The organism is Listeria sp. ILCC792, assembly GCF_900186135.1.
In the GTDB taxonomy this organism is placed as follows: domain Bacteria; phylum Bacillota; class Bacilli; order Lactobacillales; family Listeriaceae; genus Listeria; species Listeria goaensis.
Genome location: NZ_FYBO01000003.1, coordinates 78,622 through 95,619, shown reverse-complemented (window position 1 = coordinate 95,619; position 16,998 = coordinate 78,622). Strand labels below are relative to the sequence as shown.

The following is a 16,998-nucleotide window of genomic DNA, read 5'->3' as shown; positions in this document are numbered from 1 at the left end:
GAATTTTAGCTCTACGTGTTATAATGAAATATCGATGAAACTAAGGGGGAATAAGTTTGTTTGCAACAATGGAAAGTTTAGCGCTTCTTGACTTGTCGGATGAACTATCTGCCATGATTTTAGAGTCAGAAGAAAGACAAGCGTATGTTGAGAAAAAGAGTGCGCTAGAAAATGCGGAAACGCAAAATAAAATTAAAGCTTTTACGAAAATTAAAACGCAGTTTGAAGAAGTGGAACGCTTTGGTCGGTATCATCCCGATTATAAAGAAGTGACACGGAAAACGCGTGCTTTAAAACGTGAATTAGACATGGATGCGCATATTGCGGCTTTTCGGCAAGCGGAGATGGATTTTCAGTCACTGCTCGATGAAATCAGTCTGATGCTAGCAAATGCCGTATCCAGTCATATAAAGGTTCCAACTGGGAATCCGTTTTTTGAACAAAAATCTGCATGCAGTTCAGGTTGTGGTAGCGGCGGGAGTTGTAGTTGTTCAGCCTAGGACTTTGCGTGCTAAAGGGGCAATAGAGATGGAAAATGATAGACAAGCGATTATTGTTTGGATGAATCATTTGAAGCAAGTGCGTTCGCTCAAACGTTTTGGAAATGTTCATTATGTTTCACGAAAACTTAAATATGCGGTATTATATTGCAACATGAACGAACTAGAAGAAATTTCCACGAAAATAGCGCGTTTTAATTATGTGAAGCGTGTCGAGCCTTCTTTTCGGCCGTTTTTGAAAACGGAATATGAATCGAAGAAAGAAATGATGTATGAACGCAAAAATGAAGATGTTCAAATCAGTATTTAAATGCGAGGCAGTGCTCAAAACGGGCACTGCCTCAAGTGTCAAATCGAAGCGAAAAGGATGTTTAACATGAGAGTTATTGCGGGAAGTAAGAAAGGGCGCGCGCTAAAAGCCGTTCCAGGGAAAACGACGCGCCCGACGACAGATAAAATTAAAGAGTCACTTTTTTCGATTATTGGTCCTTTTTTTGATGGGGAAAAAGTATTGGATTTATTCGCGGGAAGTGGCGGTCTTGGCATTGAGGCGCTAAGTCGTGGCGCAGGCGAAGCCGTCTTTATTGATCAGGCGTCTCTCGCGGTTAAGACGGTGAAGGAAAATTTGACGGCGTGCCGTTTGGAAAATCAGGCGGTCGTTTATCGGAACGATGCGATGCGCGCACTTAAAATTTTCCAAAAAAATGAAGAAGTGTTTGATTTGGTGTTTTTAGATCCACCCTATAAAAAGCAGCAGCTTGCGAAAATTTTGACCTTTTTGGACGAAGCAAATTTAGTGTCTGATGGCGCGCTTGTTGTTTGTGAGTATGAGAAAGATGATGCTTTGCCGGATGCGATTGGTCGTTTTACGAAGACACGCGAGGTGAATTATGGCATTACGGTGCTATCCATTTTTAAATTTGAGGAGTGAGCGCATTGAAAGAAAAAATTGCAGTTTGTCCGGGAACGTTTGATCCGATTACGAATGGTCATTTAGATATTATTGAACGCGCGGCGAAAACTTTTGATGTGATTTTTATTTCGGTTTTAAAAAATGCGAATAAAAAACCGCTATTTAGTTTGGAGGAACGAATTCAGCTAATCGAGGACGCAACAAACCATTTGCCTAACGTCCGCGTGGAAAGTTCAGAAGGCCTCCTTGTTGATTATGCGCGCAAAAAACGGGCAACAGTCGTGATTCGCGGTTTGCGAGCTGTGACGGATTTTGAATACGAGCTGCAAATTGCGGCAATGAACCGAACGCTTGATGCGGAATTGGAAACTTTTTTTGTGATGACCAATCCAAAATATTCGTTCTTGAGTTCTAGCATGATTCGCGAAGTGGCGAGTTATAATGGTGATGTTGGAAATTTAGTGCCGCCTAATGTGAACGAGGCGCTACTTGCTAAATATAAAAAATAGAGGTGTAGTAATCAGATGCGAACGCAATGGAAAAAAATAGTTGCTATTGTCATTTTAGTGGTTGTAATTGCGGGCTTTTTCATTCCAATGCCCTATTACATTACAAAACCCGGTTCGACGGAAAAACTTGAGCCGCTTGTTGAAATTGCAGGGCATGAAAGTGAATTGAAAGGTTCGTTAAGTCTTGTGACCATTGCGATGGCCAATGCGAACATTTATACATACGGATTGGCTAAACTTTTGCCTTATCAAGAAATCGAAAAGGAAAGCGATGTTCGCTATGAAAACGAAACGGATGAAGAATATAACGTCCGTCAAATGTACATGATGAATGAATCGAAAAACAACGCGATTCAAGTAGCCTATAAAGCGGCGCATCAAAAGGTGACAGTGGAATACGACGGGATTTATGTTTTGAGCGTACTGGAAAATGTACCGGCCGCAAAGTATCTACACGCAGGTGATTTAATCACAAAAATTGATGGCCATGCTTTTGATTCTAGCGCGGAGTTTATTAAATATGTGAAGAGCAAAAAAGCTGGGGACGTTGTGAAAATTGATTATGTGCATAAGAAAAAAGCGGAGTCGGCGGAAATTAAGCTGACAACGATTGATGATAAGGGCACAGTTGGCATCGGGATTACGCTCGTTGATGATGAAAAAGTGACGACGGATCCAGCGGTGAAAATTAATTCGGAACAAATTGGTGGTCCGTCTGCGGGATTAATGTTTAGTTTAGAAATTTACAGTCGTTTTCAAGAGGCTGATTTAACAAAAGGCCATCAAATTGCTGGGACTGGAACAATCGATCCAGCTGGCAATGTCGGGCGTATTGGCGGCATTAATCAAAAAGTTGTGGCGGCAGATAAAAGCGGTGCAGAAATTTTCTTTGCTCCAAATGATGAGATTACGGCTGAAATGAAGAAAAAGGATGCCTCGCTAAAATCCAATTATGCAGAAGCGGTTGAAACGGCGAAAGACATTGATACAGATATGAAAATTGTGCCTGTTAAGACGTTTCAGGACGCGGTGGATTATTTGATGGATTTAAAGTAAGGAATAAAAGCTTACCTCACTCGAATTTGGTCAGGCTCTAATATGTTAAGAAACAATAAGCGCTAGGAGGTCGAACGTTGACCTTTAGCGCTTATTGTTATTTATTTTGCTATTTTGACTGGAGTTTCTGCTATAACATTTCCCTCATGGCTGTAGCTTAGAAGACTCACTTGATCAGTTACAGTCGATACGCGGCTCTTTGCATAGTATCGGAAATCTGTTGTATTCATGACACCTACTCTACTTAAAATGGTTCCATTCACTTTTAACGCTACATATTTTATGTTTCCTGTGTAAGTCCCTTTCACATAACTATCCTGGTTCAGGACAAACTCATCTGGATTCAAAATTGCCCTTTGATTGACTGTTACACGTTCTTGATTTATAACTATACCTGCTGAATTATAAGCTTTTATGCTTACAATATCTGAAAGGCTAATTTTCCCCTTTGCATAGTATTGCCAATTCGAAGCATCTAAAACGCGTACTCTACTATACTCAGTTCCATTTACTACTAATGAAATATATTTTACATCTCCCTCAAAAGTGCCTCTTACATAGGAGTCAGTTGAGAGTGTATAAGGTGTGACATTCAGTTCATTCTTATGCTGAATAAAAGCCCCTTGTGCCACAACTGTACTGGCACTTGTTGTTTGTCCGCTAGCTGTCGCTGTTGCTGTTACAATGGTACCAGCTTCTAGTTGAGGGATTGTGATACTATAATGACCACTTGAACTCACTTGCCCTACTCCAATTCTTGTTGCGCCAGTTTTAATTAGTAAAGAGGCATTTGGCTCAGCAGTTCCTTCAACTTTCGTAGAGTCTGTAGTTAACGGGTTGATAGTTGTTGGGGCAATATTGCCTTGTGCGACAACTGCGCTGGCACTTGTTGTTTGTCCGCTAGCTGTCGCTGTTGCTGTTACAACGGTACCAGCTGCTAGTCGAGGGATTGTGATACTATAATGACCACTTGAACTCACTTGCCCTACTCCAATTCTTGTTGCGCCAGTTTTAATTAGTAAAGAGGCATTTGGCTCAGCAGTTCCTTCAACTTTCGTAGAGTCTGTAGTTAACGGGTTGATAGTTGTTGGGGCAATATTGCCTTGTGCGACAACTGTACTGGCACTTGTTGTTTTTCCATTTAAAGATGCTGTTGCTACTATAAGCGTACCAGCAGCTTGCCTAGGAATCGAAAAACTGTATCTTCCATTTGAGTCTGCTTTCCCGGTTGCAAGTATTATTCCATTCAAACTTATTGAAATAACAGCATTTGGTTCAGCTGTTCCTTGAACTGTTATAGATTCGGATGTCAGAGAATTAATGCTGATTGGCGTGAGAATATATTGGTTTGTGGTTGAATTTTTTAGACTGCTTTTTTTTGTTTCAACACTAGATGCACTCACTTTGTCGTTACCTAACAGTGGGGAAAACATGGTTGAAATGATAAGTCCTCCTGTTAAAATACTAACTGCTGATTTTCTTAATTGTTCTTTTTTTATGTACATGCTAAACTCTCCTTTTTTAAGTAATAATCTGTACTACATAACGAAAAATCAGAAAAAAATCTTTATTTATTCTCCAAATCAAATCCACCTCCTTGTCAATCATACATTGTCATGGTAACATTTCAGGAAAAAATTCAGAGGCTATTAAAATCAAATTTCTATCAATTTTTTTGTAAATTTTGTGACATTTTTCTTATATTCGAAGTTCTTGTTTTTTTGTTTGAAATTCGGGAAATTACTAGGTAAGAACAAGAAATAGGTGGGGACGATGAAATTTAAGAATGATACGAAAAATAAAATTGGTCACTTCTTTCCGGCATACGTGGACGCGGAAGGACTTGATGCGGGAATTTTGGAGACGGAACGGGCTTTTTTAGCTTTGCCTTTTACACGGGAAATCGAAAAGATGCGTACGTGGAAATGGCATACGACGGGAAAGCTTGATAATACGTTTATGCGACCGGCGCTGATTAAAAAACGGCCGCTACTTGAAGTGGACTGGCAGCCGCTTCTTTTTGCTGAACTAGGCAAGCTTCGAGGTGAAGCGGTTCAAGTTTCGGTATTGGATTTTGGTGCGGTAGCGGACGGAAAAACGGATTGTACGGGGGCATTTGTACGCGCGATGGGACAAGGCGGGCGAAGCGTTCGGATTCCAGAAGGGGAGTTTATCATAACTGGCCTTAAGGTGCCTTCTCATACGGAGCTGATCGGGGCGGGCTCGGGGAAAACAATTTTGCGGATGCATGATTTTGCTGCGAAATCGCGTCAGGGGATTCGAAATCGGAATTGCTTCACAGGGAACAAGAGCATTCGGCTAGAAGGCTTCACGCTCGATTGGCGCGCGGAGCGTTTTCCTGAAAAAGAAAAAAGTGCGGCTCGAGGAATTCGTTCGAGTGGGATTGCGTTTTGCAATGTGATGTTTGGGCTCGTGCGGGATGTTTGTGTGCAAAATCCGGGGCTGCACGGAATTGATGTGACGTCTGCTTATTATAGTTATGGGGGTGACGGGACGACTTCGCGTTTTAGGAGTCGCTACGTGTGGATTGATGACGTGGAGGTTTATGGGTTTGGTGATGATGGTGTGACGACGCATCATAGTGATTATGTGTACATTACGCATTCTTATTTGCACAATCCGAGCGGTAGAGCGCACAAAAAAGGCGCCTCGAACTCGAATGGAATTGAAGTGGACGATGGTTCGCGGCATGTGGTGTTACACAATAATCGTACGGAAAATTGTTTTGGTGGCGTGGAAATTAAGGCGCATGAAACGAGCTCTGCGGCGTATGACACACAAATTATTGGGCATTATTCGCGCGGGGATAACCGAGCATACAATTTTAGACATATTGGGCACCACAAAGAAGGTGACGCGAATAGTTTGACGGCAATTGGCATTCGCGCCACCTTTTTAGTAGCAGAAGAGCCACGCAAGACGCCGCTTTATGCGGAAAGCCGTCCTCGGGCTCTAGTTGTTTCGGCGTATCAAAGAGTGGCGTTGAACTATGTTTGTACGGTAAGCGAAACCAAAGCGCCCGTTATCGCGGTGCAGTACCGCGCACGTGCTGTGGATCTTCAACATATCTCGCATTCAGGAGTAGCTCCGCGCATTAAAATTAGCCAAGATACACAGTCAGTTCGTGTTTCACCAGTAGATGAGCGGTCGCCTTGAAAAATCATTATCCGGCGCAACGAGGCTGCCTTCCATCAGACTGTAGAGCTTTGTCGCGCGAACATCGTAGGCAATAAGTTTTTCTTTTGCCTTTGAAACCGTCGTAACGAGCGGAAGTTCAAGGTCTTTTTTTACTTGGGATAAATAGGCCTGCCCAGTTTGGTTCATGCCTAGGAGGCGCAAGTAAGGCGACACCTCGTCTTGTTTTTCAAAGCGCATTAAAATTTGCATGGCCGTACGCTGAACACGTGCGCGGCTATAGCGTTTTGTTACGATTTCATTTAAGAAGGCTTCCGCCTCATCATGTCTGGCCGCTTTCACAAAGCGGTTTTCGATGCCTTCTGTAACGCTATTAATTTTCGAAAGTGTCCCCGGATCGTCCGTTATAAGACGGTAACGCAAAAGCGGATACAGCTCGGCAAATGTCATCAAATTTGCTGAACTCCCAATGATTTCCCAGTAAACAAACGGAGGAATGTATTTTTTTACCTCGTTAAAGTGTCCTTGTAAAAGCATATTGCGAACAGCGGTTGCGCTTGTGACAGCTGGTCTTGCGGGCGCTAATTCCGCGTAATTTGTTGTGCGCGTTAAAGTTTGAATGTTTAGCGGGCGATTCATTTTTTCATTGGCTAGCGCATAATGGAAGCCAAGGATATTATTTGGCAGTGTCACATCAAGTCGGTCCCCAATTTGTTCATGGAGAGCTTCTGTTAGTGCCGCACCGTAACTTAATGTCTTATCGCTTAATTTTTCTTTTATAAGCGCATCAAATGATTCTTGATTGGCTAGTTTTGCCGCCTCAACAAAGGCTTCGCTATCCCCATTTTCACTTCCAAAAAAAATGGTTTCAGCCTTTAAATCTGCAAGTATTCGCACGGCTTCAGTTGCGAAAATATCAGCTTGCTGCATGACAAACCTAACAGGCAGTTCAAAGACGAGGTCAGCCCCGCCAAGAATCGCCATTTTTGTTCGAGTCCACTTATCAAGCATAGCAGGTTCCCCCCGCTGAACAAAAGAGCCACTCATAACTGCGATAATACAGTCCGCCTTAGTTTGTTTTCTAGCTTTATTCACATGATAGAGATGTCCGTTATGAAATGGATTATATTCAACCACAATTCCCGTAGCACGCATGAAAATCACCTATTCCTTTTTTCTTTTTATTTTAGCACAAATTTGCGTGATGTGGTGCCGTTTCTTTTCCTAAAAAGGATTGACAAACCCGCCTAGAAAAGCTATAATGATTTTTGTTGCGCCCGAGGTGATTAATGATGAAATGGTCTTTAAGTCAACTAAAAAAATATCGCGATGGCGAGTTTGAAATTAATGAAACGATCGACTTAACCGAGTTTTTAAAAGAAAATAATCATGACGTCAGAGAGGCTTCGCCTGTTCACGTTACCGGAACATTCGAAATGAAGCGCGACGAAGTAATTGCTCATTTGACAATTGCTGGCGAGTGGACGTTGCCGTGTGCAAGGACGCTTACAGACGTTTTTTATCCGTATGAAATTAAAGCGGTGGAAACCTTTGTTAAAAATCGTGACCAAGTTCATGATGAATCTTGGCATGTAATGGAACAAGATACGGTAGATTTAGTTCCTGTTGTGAGCGAACTTCTGCTAGTTGAAATTCCCATGCAAGTTTTTAGTGAAGAAGCGGCTGATGTAGACGCACTTCCTAAAGGTCGTGACTGGGAACTTCAAACAGAAGAAAAATTTGCTTCTGAAAAAGCAAAAAACGAACCGAAAGTGGATCCTCGTCTTGCTGGACTAGCCGACTTTTTTAACGAAAAAGAAGATTAGTTTCAGTAAAGCTGGAATATATCTAAGGGAAACCTTAAGAATAGTTTTAATCTCTAAGGAGGTGTATGGAAATGGCAGTACCTTTTAGAAGAACTTCTAAAACAAAAAAACGCAAACGTCGCACGCATTTCAAATTACAAGTACCTGGTATGAACGAATGTTCAAACTGTGGTGAAATGAAACTTTCTCACCGTGTATGCCCTGAATGTGGTCATTACGATGGTAAAGACGTGGTAAATAGCTAATTCTAACAAGTGAGACGTACACTTGTTCACTAAAAAAACGACAAGATGCCATGGATCTTGTCGTTTTTTTGCATACATAAATAACAAAATAGTGTAAAATATGAGATGTAGTGCGTTTTCTATATTATAAAAGTAGGTGAGAAGATGAAGCCGAGTATTGGAATAATTGGAGCAGGTGCGATGGGGCTGCTTTATGCTGCTCATCTTGCTAAATATGCGCACGTAACACTTTATGTAAGGCGCGAGGAACAGCTGGAAAGTTTGAATAAGAACGGTTTGCATTTTAACGGAGAAACTCTCCCTGTTCAGGCGACCAAGGGCATTTCTTTTGAAAAAATGAAACAGCATGGCATTATTTTAATTGCCGTGAAAAGTTATGAACTTGAACATATTTGGACAGATTTAAATAAAATTCCGTCAGAAATTCCGCTTTTGTTCATTCAAAATGGCATTGCGCACTTGAAATTCATTTTAGACCTCACGGCGACAAATATTTGGGCGGCCACGACGACCTACGGAGCGAAGCGCCTGAATGACTTTTCTGTTGAACAAAAAGGCAAAGGGAAAACAATTTTCGGCGTACTAAAAGGGAGTGTCGCTACAGAAAAATTGAATTTCTTACAACAATTGGCCGATTTTTCCTTCGAATTTTCAAATGACATCAAAAAAGCGATGTACGAGAAACTCCTAATTAATGCAGCAGTGAACCCGCTTACCGCGGTTTTAGGAGCCAAAAATGGCGATTTAATCCAAAACGAAAACTGGCGCGAGTTACTTCACGAAATCGTCGAAGAAGTGAACCGCGCGCTACAAATTGATGATGCCATGCAGAAAGTGGAGCAGGTGTTAATCGCGACAAAAGAAAATCTATCTTCCATGGCAACCGACGTAAAATTGAATCGCCGCACAGAAATCGATAGCATTTTACTTCCCGTGATCCGGTTGTTAGAAGAGGGCAATTACCCTGCAACTCGTCTAGGGACCCTATATAAACTAATAAAAGGAAAGGAGCAACAATATGTTTAATTGGCTAACCGACACGACTTTTGTTTTAATCGTGCTACCCGTAATCGTTTTTTTAATCGTATTTTGGACAGTTCGCTTTTTACTCAAACAACCACGTCGCGCGTTAAAACTCGCAGCCGATTTTACAACTCTTTTCCTTATTATTGCTGTTCACTTATTCATGAAACTGCTATTTAATCATTCTTTCCTACTATACATATTCCTTTTCTTATTCATCATTGGGATCGTTATCATCGCGCTGTTTGCTAAACGTGATGGAGAAATTCATGTTTATCGAACAATTCGTATTTATTGGCGCATTTGCTTCTTTGTTTTCAGCTTGCTTTATATCGCATTGTTCCTTACGGGTCTTGTAATGAGCGTCGTTTACCTACTCGGATAAAGGCACCCAAACTTTAGAAAGACTGAAATAACCATAAATCATGTCCTCTACGCCGCGAATATGGCTGTCAATGTTATGTGTTTTATCGCCGTAAGCCACATAAAATAAGAAAAAATTTTCCGTAAGCCATGTGTCAAGCGACATGCGGCTTTTTTCTCGCTCTAAAAAAGTCTCACCAAACTTCATATCTTCCAAAAAAGGAGCTACAGTAGCTAAGATTTTTTCACTTAAAAACCTTTTTGGGAATAAATGAGGGTTAGTGAAGAACTCCATGTAGCCAAGTTCCATATCAGCGCCTGGTTCGTCCTCCAGCCAAATAAAATCTAATTTTTGAAAACTCGTGTCATAATAATCAGTCGCCAAATTGATGGGCACCCATTCCATTTGAAGGCCAAACGCCAAAGCCTGTTGCCTGAAAATTTCAGCGTTTTGTTTAATAATGGGGCGGTCAAAAATCCCTAAATAAATGATGCGCCCGTCATAACCCGACTTTTCTAGCAAAGAGGGAATTTGTTTTGCGTCTTTCCGAATACCAGGATTCCTTCCCGATTTAAAATAACTCGCCGCCTGCCGCTCTTTAGAAACTCCAATTAATTGTCCATCAAACAAATGATAAATCGCTTCGCGAAACGCTTTATTTTGAATAAGCGAATCTTGTTTTTGGAAATTAAAACAAACCGCCGAAACACCAGAAGACTGACTAGCCGTTTTAACGTAATGCTCATCCGATTTTTCCAAACCATAGGAAAAGCGCACATCATTTAATTTTTCAGCACCTTCAATATACCAAAACTCAATTTTATCTAGCAAAGCCCGCGGCATGAAATAGCCATCAAACGCTTCCAACGTAATTTTATTCCCAGAACGTTCGCTCAGGCGAAAAGGCCCTGTCGAAATCCATTTCATTTCATCAAAAATCGTATTTTTAGGCAAAATGGGAACATTAATAGACGTTAAATAACGAATAAAGAAAGGATCTGGCTTAACCAAATGAATCCGCAAAATGTAAGTAGAAACAAGCTCAATATGCCGGATATCCTTCAAAAAATGTGCCACTACAGAATCCGCCTCCTTTGCGCGGTAAAGCGAATAGGTGACATCTTCACTAGTTAAATAACGTCCATTATGAAAAGACACCCCTTTACGTAAATAAAAAGTCCAGCTTGTTTTAGTCGCGTTAGAAGAAAAATGGTGCGCAAGCCACGGTTCGATTTTTTGTGTTTCTCGATTAAAGATGACCAATGTGTCGCTTAAATGTTTCAGCAGGAAAGACTCAATGGAAGTGGACACCCGTTTAGGCTCTAATGTACTAATCTTGCGTCGCATCATCATTCGGAGAACGTCCGTATTCCCCTCGTGAAGTTGCGTATTAAATAATTGGCGAAACTCTTCTGTTATAAAGGAAAGAATATGAGGCGGCAAATCACTTTCTAGAAAAGTTGCAATGCAAGAAAGTCGTTCTTCTTTTGTTTTTCCTCCCAAAAAAGAGGTGATATCTTCTAAAAAAGATTGTGTGAAAGTTATGGAAGATAAATGCCCACGACCGCGGCCGGGAGAATAATAAAGTAGATTTTGAGTGGCGTAAGCTTGGATTTTTCGTTTCGCATTTTTGGGCGAGCAGTACCAAAGATTGGCGATTTCAGCCAGTTTGAAAGAACAGCTATGATTTTCTAAATAAGTCCGCAATTTAAAATAGTCAAAATCCATATTAAAAACCTCCACCTGTTAAAAGGGGACAAAAAAATCAATTAACGTCCCTTTTTATAAATTTATTTCTACTTTATAATAACAGAAGTAACGTATCAAAAGAAATTTTAGACGGAGGGGATATTCATGTTTCGTGCGCTTCACCCAAATATTCGCATGCGAATAGTGATTAACTTTTTTAGTAAAATTATTGCTTCCATGATTTTCCCTTTTTTGGCCATTTACTTTACAGCGCATTTTAATCCTTCTGTAGCGGGCATTTTATTAATGCTTAACATTGCGATCCCGTTTGTAGTAGGCCTTTATGGTGGCCATTTAGCAGATGTATTGGGGCGCAGAAAACTAATGGTGACCGGAGAAGTGCTAAAAATGATTAGCTATCTGGGGCTAGTTTTGGTGAATTCCGCACTATTTAGCTCTCCATTACTCACATTTGTATTTTTATTGCTCATCGGAATTGCACAAGGAATCATTAATCCTGCAGCAGATGCAATGCTAATCGATGTCAGCACACCAGAATCCAGAAGTTTTATGTATTCCATTAGCTACTGGGCAAATAATCTGTCTTCTATGATTGGAATTATTATAGGTGGTTGGCTCTTTACAACACATTTTTTCGAACTTTTAATTGCGCTCTTTCTTATGTCGATACTAACAACGTGGTTAACGTTCCATTTTATTACAGAAACGCATAAGCAAGACTCAAGTAAAAGTTCAGGGACTGGCATAAAAGAAGTTTTTAACGCCTATTCCGACGTCGTTCGCGATAAAAGCTTTGTTTTGTTCACGATTTCTGGGATTTTTATCATGACAATTGAGTTTCAGCGTAACAATTTCATTTCTGTACGTCTTGCAGATGAATTTCAAAACCTTACGCTGCAATTGGGGCAGCTTTTGGCAATCCCAATTGATGGCGTGCGAATTTTAAGCTTGCTCACGGCGCTAAATACGTTGTGCATCGTATTGTTCACAGCGCCAGTCGCCAAGTGGCTAACACATCGCAAAAATGAACCGGTCATGTATGTTGGCTTTCTTTTATTCGCAGTAGGCTTTTCTTTTTCAGCCTTTTTATCAAACATGTGGTTGTTATTTTTCGCAACGCTTTTACTTTCTTTAGGGGAATTGCTCTATGTACCAACACGCCAAACCATTTTAGCAGCGATTATCAACGACAATAAACGAGGCGCTTATATGGCTTTTAATGGGATTATCTTTCAAGTCGGAAAACTATTTGGCGCCGCCAGTTTATTATTCGCTCCTTTAATAGGAAAATATGGAATGGGCGTTTTCATCATTGTTTGCGGCGCCTTGGCATGTATCTTCGGGCGTCTTGCACTCAGAAAAAAACAAGTTCTTCTTGCCGAAAATGAATCAGATTCTCTTGAAAGTGGGGATTAGTGGTTTTGTCCCCCACTTTCCCACCACTTTATAATCTTATGCGGAAATGGCTTTGTACCAATGATTTATCATCTCTTTTAAATGAAGAGATGAATTTTTTTTGTCTTTTTTTAGGTTTTGGGTGGTACAAAGTGGGGAGATGTGGTAAAGTTGTACGTAAGAAAGTGGGGGAAGTCTAATGTTCATGGGAGAATATCAACACAACATTGATATAAAGGGCCGTTTAATCGTGCCAGCGAAGTTCCGTGAACTACTCGGGGACAATTTTGTCATTACGCGCGGGCTAGATAAGTGCTTATTTGCCTATCCGCAAAATGAATGGTCAAAACTCGAGGAAAAACTTCAGACGCTTCCACTGACTAAAAAAGATGCTCGTTCTTTTACGCGTTTCTTCTTTTCAGGTGCTTCTGAGTGTGAGTTAGATAAACAAGGAAGAATTAATATTCCGCAAAATCTAGTCGGTTATGCGGGGCTTGAAAAAGAAACCGTTATTATCGGAGTTTCAAATCGTATTGAAATTTGGAGTAAGTCGGAATGGGATGCTGTTTTTGAGGAATCAGAAGAATCCTTCTCCGAAATTGCAGAAAATATGATTGGATTCGATATTTAAAGGGGGGCTACGATGTTTAAGCATGAAACGGTCTTACTACATGAAACTGTAGACATGTTAAATATAAAAAAAGATGGCATTTATGTGGATTGCACGCTAGGCGGTGCAGGTCATTCCGCATACTTGCTAAGCAAACTGGGAAAGCAAGGGCGTTTAGTGGCTTTTGACCAAGATGTTACGGCAATCGAAAACGCGAAAGTGAAATTACAAGATGAGCGAGTGCTCTTTATTAAATCTAATTTTCGTTTTATTAAAGAAGCGCTGTTAGAAAATGGCATTTCAAAGGTGGACGGTATTTTATATGATTTAGGTGTTTCATCACCGCAGCTTGACGTTCGTGAACGAGGTTTTAGCTATCATCAAGATGCTCCGCTAGATATGCGCATGGATCAATCACAAGAACTTACAGCGCAAATTGTTGTTAATGAATGGGCGTACGAAGATTTGGTGCGAATATTCTTTCGCTACGGGGAAGAAAAATTTTCAAAACAAATCGCACGTGAGATTGAGCGTCGTAGGGAAATGAAGAAGATCGAAACGACACAAGAGCTCGTTGATATTATTAAAGAAGCGATTCCAGCGCCGGCAAGACGCAAAGGGGGACACCCTGGTAAGCGAACTTTTCAGGCGATTCGAATTGCGGTGAACGATGAACTTGGTGCTGTCGAGGATTCATTACACGATGCGCTTACGCTTTTAAAACCGGGCGGTCGAATTAGTGTGATTACGTTTCATTCTTTAGAGGACCGCATCACGAAGCACATTTTCCAAGAAGTGACGAAGGGGCCGGAAATACCGAAAGGACTTCCTGTTATTCCGAAAGAATTTGAGCCTGACTTTAAGCTTGTGTCACGAAAACCCATTTTACCTAGTGAAGAAGAAGTTGAAGCAAATAATCGGGCGCGTTCAGCAAAACTGCGCGTTATTGAAAAAATTGAGAAATGAGTAGGAGTTGAAAAATGTGAGTAATTTTGCCTACAAATCCAATCTGGAGCCTAAGCGAATACATAAGGAAGTAGAACAACCGAAAAAAGCAATTTTAAAGCGTGGACAAGTGACACTCTTTGAAAAACTAATTGTACTCATGGCGATTGTGGCTATGGCGATTTTTGCATTTTCTATCATCAGCGTTCAAACTTCTATTTATACCGTTAATAAGGATATTGAAGCAAGCGAAGAAAAATTAGCAACTCAGCAAAAAACGAATGATGATTTAAAAGTGCAAGTAAACGATTTAGGTCGGTATGAACGCATCTTGAAAATGGCGAAAGAAAAAGGCTTAAGTTTAAACGGAGATAATGTAAAGGTAGTGGACGGTAAATGAAACGGCGCAGAGGAAATATGAGGAGGGGCGCACTGGTACTTTTTGTCTTTTTCGCGACGCTCTTCCTTATTCTTACTGGCCGTTTTCTTTATTTGCAAATTACCGGTGAGGCAAACGGCGAACCATTAGCCGCTGAAGCCGCAAAACAACATTTGAAAACGGAAAAGATAGAAGCGAAACGTGGTTCTATCTTAGACCAAAAAGGCGAAGTGATTGCAGAAGATACATCGACGTATACGCTTGCGGCTGTCGTGTCGGATAAGTTTTCCAAAACATCAAAAAATCCCACATATGTCGTCGATAAAGAGCAAACAGCGGAAACACTTGCGAAATACATTGCTATGTCTAAAGCAGAAATTTTAGAACGTTTAAATACGGAAGATGTTTACCAAGTTGAATTTGGAAAAGCTGGAAAAAATATATCCGTCGAAACGAAAAATAAAATTGAAGCGGAGAATTTACCAGGACTTGAATTTACACGTCAAGCTGCCCGGTTTTATCCAAATGGCACCTTTGCTTCGCAGCTAGTGGGCTTTGCGCAACAAACCGAAGGCGAAACAGGTGAATCCACACTTGTTGGAAAAATGGGACTCGAGAAAAGCTACAATTCCATATTAACGGGTAAAGATGGCGAAATTAATTATAGTACAGATAAACTCGGTTACATTTTACCTAATTCAAAGAAAAATGTAAAAGAAGCAGAAGATGGAAGCGATATTACGCTGACTATTGATAAAAAGATTCAAACATTCTTAGAAGATACGATGACAACAGTTAATGCGAAATATAAACCTAAAAATATGATGGCAGTTGTCATGAATCCTAAAACAGGTGAAATTTTAGCGATGAGTCAACGCCCATCATTCAATCCGTCAACTAAAGAAGGTTTAAGTACAGAAAATGCGGGTGTGTGGCAAGATTTGCCAGTCGAATATGCTTATGAGCCAGGTTCTGTTATGAAAATTTTCTCATTAGCCTCAGCAATTGATACAGGTGTTTATAATCCAAATGCCTACTATAAATCCGGTATTTACCGCGTCGGCGATATTCCAATTCATGACCATAACGGCGGTGCCGGCTGGGGGACAATCACATATCGCGAAGGCGTTGAACGCTCTAGTAATGTGGCGTTTGCTACTCTTTTGAATAAAATGGGGACGGATACGTTTGAAGAATATTTGACGAAGTTCGGCTTTGGCCAAAAAACCGGAATCCAGCTCCCAAATGAAGCAAGCGGGAAAATCCTATACAACTATCCAGTTGAAAAAGTAACAACTGTTTTCGGTCAAGGGACAACCGTATCCATGATGCAAATGCTTCAAGGAGCTTCAGCAATTGCAAGTGATGGGAAAATGAAGCAGCCTTATATTGTTTCAAAAATTACCAATCCAAATACAAATGAAGTAACCGAAACGAAAACGAAAGTATCAGGAACACCAATTAGTGAGGCAACTGCTAAGAAAACACGTGAAGAATTGCAGCAAGTTGTTAGCGGAGAACACGGAACTGGTAAATTATATGCGATTCCAGGCTACTCGGTTGCCGGTAAAACGGGAACCTCTCAAATTGCTGACCCGAAAACGGGCAAATACATGACGGGAAGCGATAATTATATTTTCTCTTTCATGGGAATGGCACCAGCAGACGATCCAGAATTGGTGATGTATGTTACGATGCAACAGCCGCAATTGGAGGGCAGCGAAACTGGTGGTGAGGCCGTTTCAGAAGTGTTTAATCCGGTTATGAAAAACAGTTTGCAATATATGAACATTAAGCCAGCGAAAGAAGCGAAGATGGAAAAAGTTTCAGTTCCAAATTATGCTGGACAATCGGTTGAAGACGCTAAGGCCGCTATTACGAAAAGCAAACTGGTTCCTGTTGTTGTCGGAAATGGTTCAAAAGTAGTTCAACAAATCCCGCAACAGGCAAATAAAGTGATGGAAGGCGAGAGAATTGTCATCATGACAGATGGCGATATGACGATGCCAGACATGACAAATTGGTCGCGCGATGATGCTCAAAAAGTTTCCGAAATAACAGGTATCCCGTTCACCTATAATGGAAGCGGATATGTAGCGAAGCAAAGCGTTTCAGCAGGTTCTATTTTAAATGAAAATTCAAAAGTGACCTTAACGATGAAAGCACCAAATGAAATTTATGCCTTTAATCAAAACCGTGATCAGACGAATCAAGATCAATTGAAGCAGGATACGAACATTCAAGAAAATGCGGGTGTTGGGGACTTGCTTACAAGATAAATGAAGACGTGTCTTAGACAAATAAGCCATTTTTGTCTGAGACATGTACTCATTTTACCCTATGGAAATGCTTCTTGCTTTTTGCTAA

General features: G+C 40.8%; 18 protein-coding genes. 15 read left to right on the top strand and 3 right to left on the bottom strand.

Features of this window, described 5'->3' with window-relative positions; genetic code table 11:
- Positions 1-56: 56 nt before the first annotated feature.
- Genes CFS60_RS05185 through CFS60_RS05165 form a run of 5 tightly spaced genes read left to right on the top strand, consistent with a single transcriptional unit; the run spans position 57 to position 2,978 of the window.
- The gene (locus CFS60_RS05185; protein ID WP_088809554.1) at positions 57-500 is read left to right on the top strand and encodes a YlbF family regulator; all 444 of its coding nucleotides are present in this window, start codon (positions 57-59) and stop codon (positions 498-500) included.
- Positions 501-528: 28 nt separating this feature from the next.
- On the top strand, positions 529-810 hold the full coding sequence (locus tag CFS60_RS05180) for a YlbG family protein (protein WP_088809555.1): 282 nt from the start codon (positions 529-531) through the stop codon (positions 808-810).
- Complete coding sequence (gene rsmD / locus CFS60_RS05175) at positions 811-1,431, top strand: 16S rRNA (guanine(966)-N(2))-methyltransferase RsmD (protein WP_369823179.1); 621 nt, start codon at positions 811-813, stop codon at positions 1,429-1,431. It abuts the gene before it with no gap.
- 5 nt (positions 1,432-1,436) lie between these two features.
- On the top strand, positions 1,437-1,922 hold the full coding sequence (gene coaD / locus CFS60_RS05170; RefSeq protein ID WP_088809557.1) for a pantetheine-phosphate adenylyltransferase: 486 nt from the start codon (positions 1,437-1,439) through the stop codon (positions 1,920-1,922).
- A gap of 15 nt (positions 1,923-1,937) precedes the next feature.
- Positions 1,938-2,978, top strand: coding sequence for a SepM family pheromone-processing serine protease (locus CFS60_RS05165; protein WP_088838917.1), 1,041 nt, complete (start codon positions 1,938-1,940; stop codon positions 2,976-2,978).
- 101 nt (positions 2,979-3,079) lie between these two features.
- On the opposite strand, the gene CFS60_RS05160 is transcribed toward CFS60_RS05165, so the two are convergent.
- Complete coding sequence (locus CFS60_RS05160) at positions 3,080-4,381, bottom strand: immunoglobulin-like domain-containing protein (protein WP_159458292.1); 1,302 nt, start codon at positions 4,379-4,381, stop codon at positions 3,080-3,082.
- A gap of 370 nt (positions 4,382-4,751) precedes the next feature.
- Between CFS60_RS05160 and CFS60_RS05155 the strand changes: the two genes are divergently transcribed.
- Positions 4,752-6,155: a glycosyl hydrolase family 28-related protein gene (locus CFS60_RS05155; protein WP_088838915.1), complete on the top strand. Its 1,404-nt coding sequence runs from the start codon at positions 4,752-4,754 to the stop codon at positions 6,153-6,155.
- On the opposite strand, the gene CFS60_RS05150 is transcribed toward CFS60_RS05155, so the two are convergent.
- Entirely contained in the window at positions 6,129-7,289 is a 1,161-nt protein-coding gene (locus tag CFS60_RS05150; protein WP_088809561.1) for a nucleotidyltransferase, read from the bottom strand. The two genes, CFS60_RS05155 and CFS60_RS05150, sit on opposite strands and share 27 nt — an antisense overlap.
- 137 nt (positions 7,290-7,426) lie before the next feature.
- On the opposite strand from CFS60_RS05150, the gene CFS60_RS05145 reads away from it, so the two are divergent.
- From CFS60_RS05145 to CFS60_RS05130, 4 genes are all read left to right on the top strand, one after another.
- Positions 7,427-7,960 (top strand): DUF177 domain-containing protein, encoded by a 534-nt coding sequence (locus CFS60_RS05145; RefSeq protein WP_088809562.1) that lies wholly within the window; start codon positions 7,427-7,429, stop codon positions 7,958-7,960.
- Positions 7,961-8,031: 71 nt separating this feature from the next.
- Complete coding sequence (gene rpmF, locus CFS60_RS05140) at positions 8,032-8,205, top strand: 50S ribosomal protein L32 (RefSeq protein WP_088809563.1); 174 nt, start codon at positions 8,032-8,034, stop codon at positions 8,203-8,205.
- Between the two features lie 144 nt (positions 8,206-8,349).
- The gene (locus tag CFS60_RS05135) at positions 8,350-9,231 is read left to right on the top strand and encodes a 2-dehydropantoate 2-reductase (RefSeq protein WP_088838914.1); all 882 of its coding nucleotides are present in this window, start codon (positions 8,350-8,352) and stop codon (positions 9,229-9,231) included.
- Positions 9,224-9,613, top strand: a complete 390-nt coding sequence (locus tag CFS60_RS05130; RefSeq protein WP_088809565.1) for a DUF3397 domain-containing protein — start codon at positions 9,224-9,226, stop codon at positions 9,611-9,613. Before CFS60_RS05135 ends, CFS60_RS05130 begins: the two co-directional genes overlap by 8 nt.
- Here CFS60_RS05130 and CFS60_RS05125 read toward each other — a convergent pair.
- Positions 9,602-11,320: an ABC transporter substrate-binding protein gene (locus tag CFS60_RS05125; protein ID WP_088816127.1), complete on the bottom strand. Its 1,719-nt coding sequence runs from the start codon at positions 11,318-11,320 to the stop codon at positions 9,602-9,604. The genes CFS60_RS05130 and CFS60_RS05125 overlap by 12 nt on opposite strands.
- 126 nt (positions 11,321-11,446) lie before the next feature.
- Here CFS60_RS05125 and CFS60_RS05120 point away from each other — a divergent pair, with 126 nt between their 5' ends.
- The 5 genes from CFS60_RS05120 (at position 11,447) to CFS60_RS05100 (ending at position 16,910) form a co-directional block, all read left to right on the top strand.
- Positions 11,447-12,718 (top strand): MFS transporter, encoded by a 1,272-nt coding sequence (locus CFS60_RS05120; protein ID WP_088838913.1) that lies wholly within the window; start codon positions 11,447-11,449, stop codon positions 12,716-12,718.
- A gap of 178 nt (positions 12,719-12,896) precedes the next feature.
- Positions 12,897-13,328, top strand: a complete 432-nt coding sequence (gene mraZ, locus CFS60_RS05115) for a division/cell wall cluster transcriptional repressor MraZ (protein WP_088809568.1) — start codon at positions 12,897-12,899, stop codon at positions 13,326-13,328.
- A 12-nt stretch (positions 13,329-13,340) separates the two neighbouring features.
- On the top strand, positions 13,341-14,273 hold the full coding sequence (gene rsmH, locus CFS60_RS05110; RefSeq protein WP_088809569.1) for a 16S rRNA (cytosine(1402)-N(4))-methyltransferase RsmH: 933 nt from the start codon (positions 13,341-13,343) through the stop codon (positions 14,271-14,273).
- 16 nt (positions 14,274-14,289) lie between these two features.
- Positions 14,290-14,652 carry a cell division protein FtsL gene (gene ftsL / locus CFS60_RS05105; protein ID WP_088809570.1) on the top strand — a complete coding sequence of 121 codons (363 nt, stop codon included), beginning with the start codon at positions 14,290-14,292 and terminating at the stop codon, positions 14,650-14,652.
- Entirely contained in the window at positions 14,649-16,910 is a 2,262-nt protein-coding gene (locus tag CFS60_RS05100) for a penicillin-binding protein (RefSeq protein WP_088809571.1), read from the top strand. Before ftsL ends, CFS60_RS05100 begins: the two co-directional genes overlap by 4 nt.
- Positions 16,911-16,998 lie beyond the last annotated feature (88 nt).

What these genes read in the sequence shown, in the direction of transcription:
- CFS60_RS05180 (WP_088809555.1), top strand. Translation starts at nt 529, where the DNA reads ATGGAAAATGATAGACAAGCGATTATTGTTTGGATGAATCATTTGAAG.
- rsmD (WP_369823179.1), top strand. Translation starts at nt 811, where the DNA reads ATGCGAGGCAGTGCTCAAAACGGGCACTGCCTCAAGTGTCAAATCGAA.
- CFS60_RS05165 (WP_088838917.1), top strand. Translation starts at nt 1,938, where the DNA reads ATGCGAACGCAATGGAAAAAAATAGTTGCTATTGTCATTTTAGTGGTT.
- CFS60_RS05155 (WP_088838915.1), top strand. Translation starts at nt 4,752, where the DNA reads ATGAAATTTAAGAATGATACGAAAAATAAAATTGGTCACTTCTTTCCG.
- CFS60_RS05150 (WP_088809561.1), bottom strand. Translation starts at nt 7,289, where the DNA reads ATGCGTGCTACGGGAATTGTGGTTGAATATAATCCATTTCATAACGGA.
- CFS60_RS05145 (WP_088809562.1), top strand. Translation starts at nt 7,427, where the DNA reads ATGAAATGGTCTTTAAGTCAACTAAAAAAATATCGCGATGGCGAGTTT.
- rpmF (WP_088809563.1), top strand. Translation starts at nt 8,032, where the DNA reads ATGGCAGTACCTTTTAGAAGAACTTCTAAAACAAAAAAACGCAAACGT.
- CFS60_RS05135 (WP_088838914.1), top strand. Translation starts at nt 8,350, where the DNA reads ATGAAGCCGAGTATTGGAATAATTGGAGCAGGTGCGATGGGGCTGCTT.
- CFS60_RS05130 (WP_088809565.1), top strand. Translation starts at nt 9,224, where the DNA reads ATGTTTAATTGGCTAACCGACACGACTTTTGTTTTAATCGTGCTACCC.
- CFS60_RS05125 (WP_088816127.1), bottom strand. Translation starts at nt 11,320, where the DNA reads ATGGATTTTGACTATTTTAAATTGCGGACTTATTTAGAAAATCATAGC.
- CFS60_RS05120 (WP_088838913.1), top strand. Translation starts at nt 11,447, where the DNA reads ATGTTTCGTGCGCTTCACCCAAATATTCGCATGCGAATAGTGATTAAC.
- mraZ (WP_088809568.1), top strand. Translation starts at nt 12,897, where the DNA reads ATGTTCATGGGAGAATATCAACACAACATTGATATAAAGGGCCGTTTA.
- rsmH (WP_088809569.1), top strand. Translation starts at nt 13,341, where the DNA reads ATGTTTAAGCATGAAACGGTCTTACTACATGAAACTGTAGACATGTTA.
- CFS60_RS05100 (WP_088809571.1), top strand. Translation starts at nt 14,649, where the DNA reads ATGAAACGGCGCAGAGGAAATATGAGGAGGGGCGCACTGGTACTTTTT.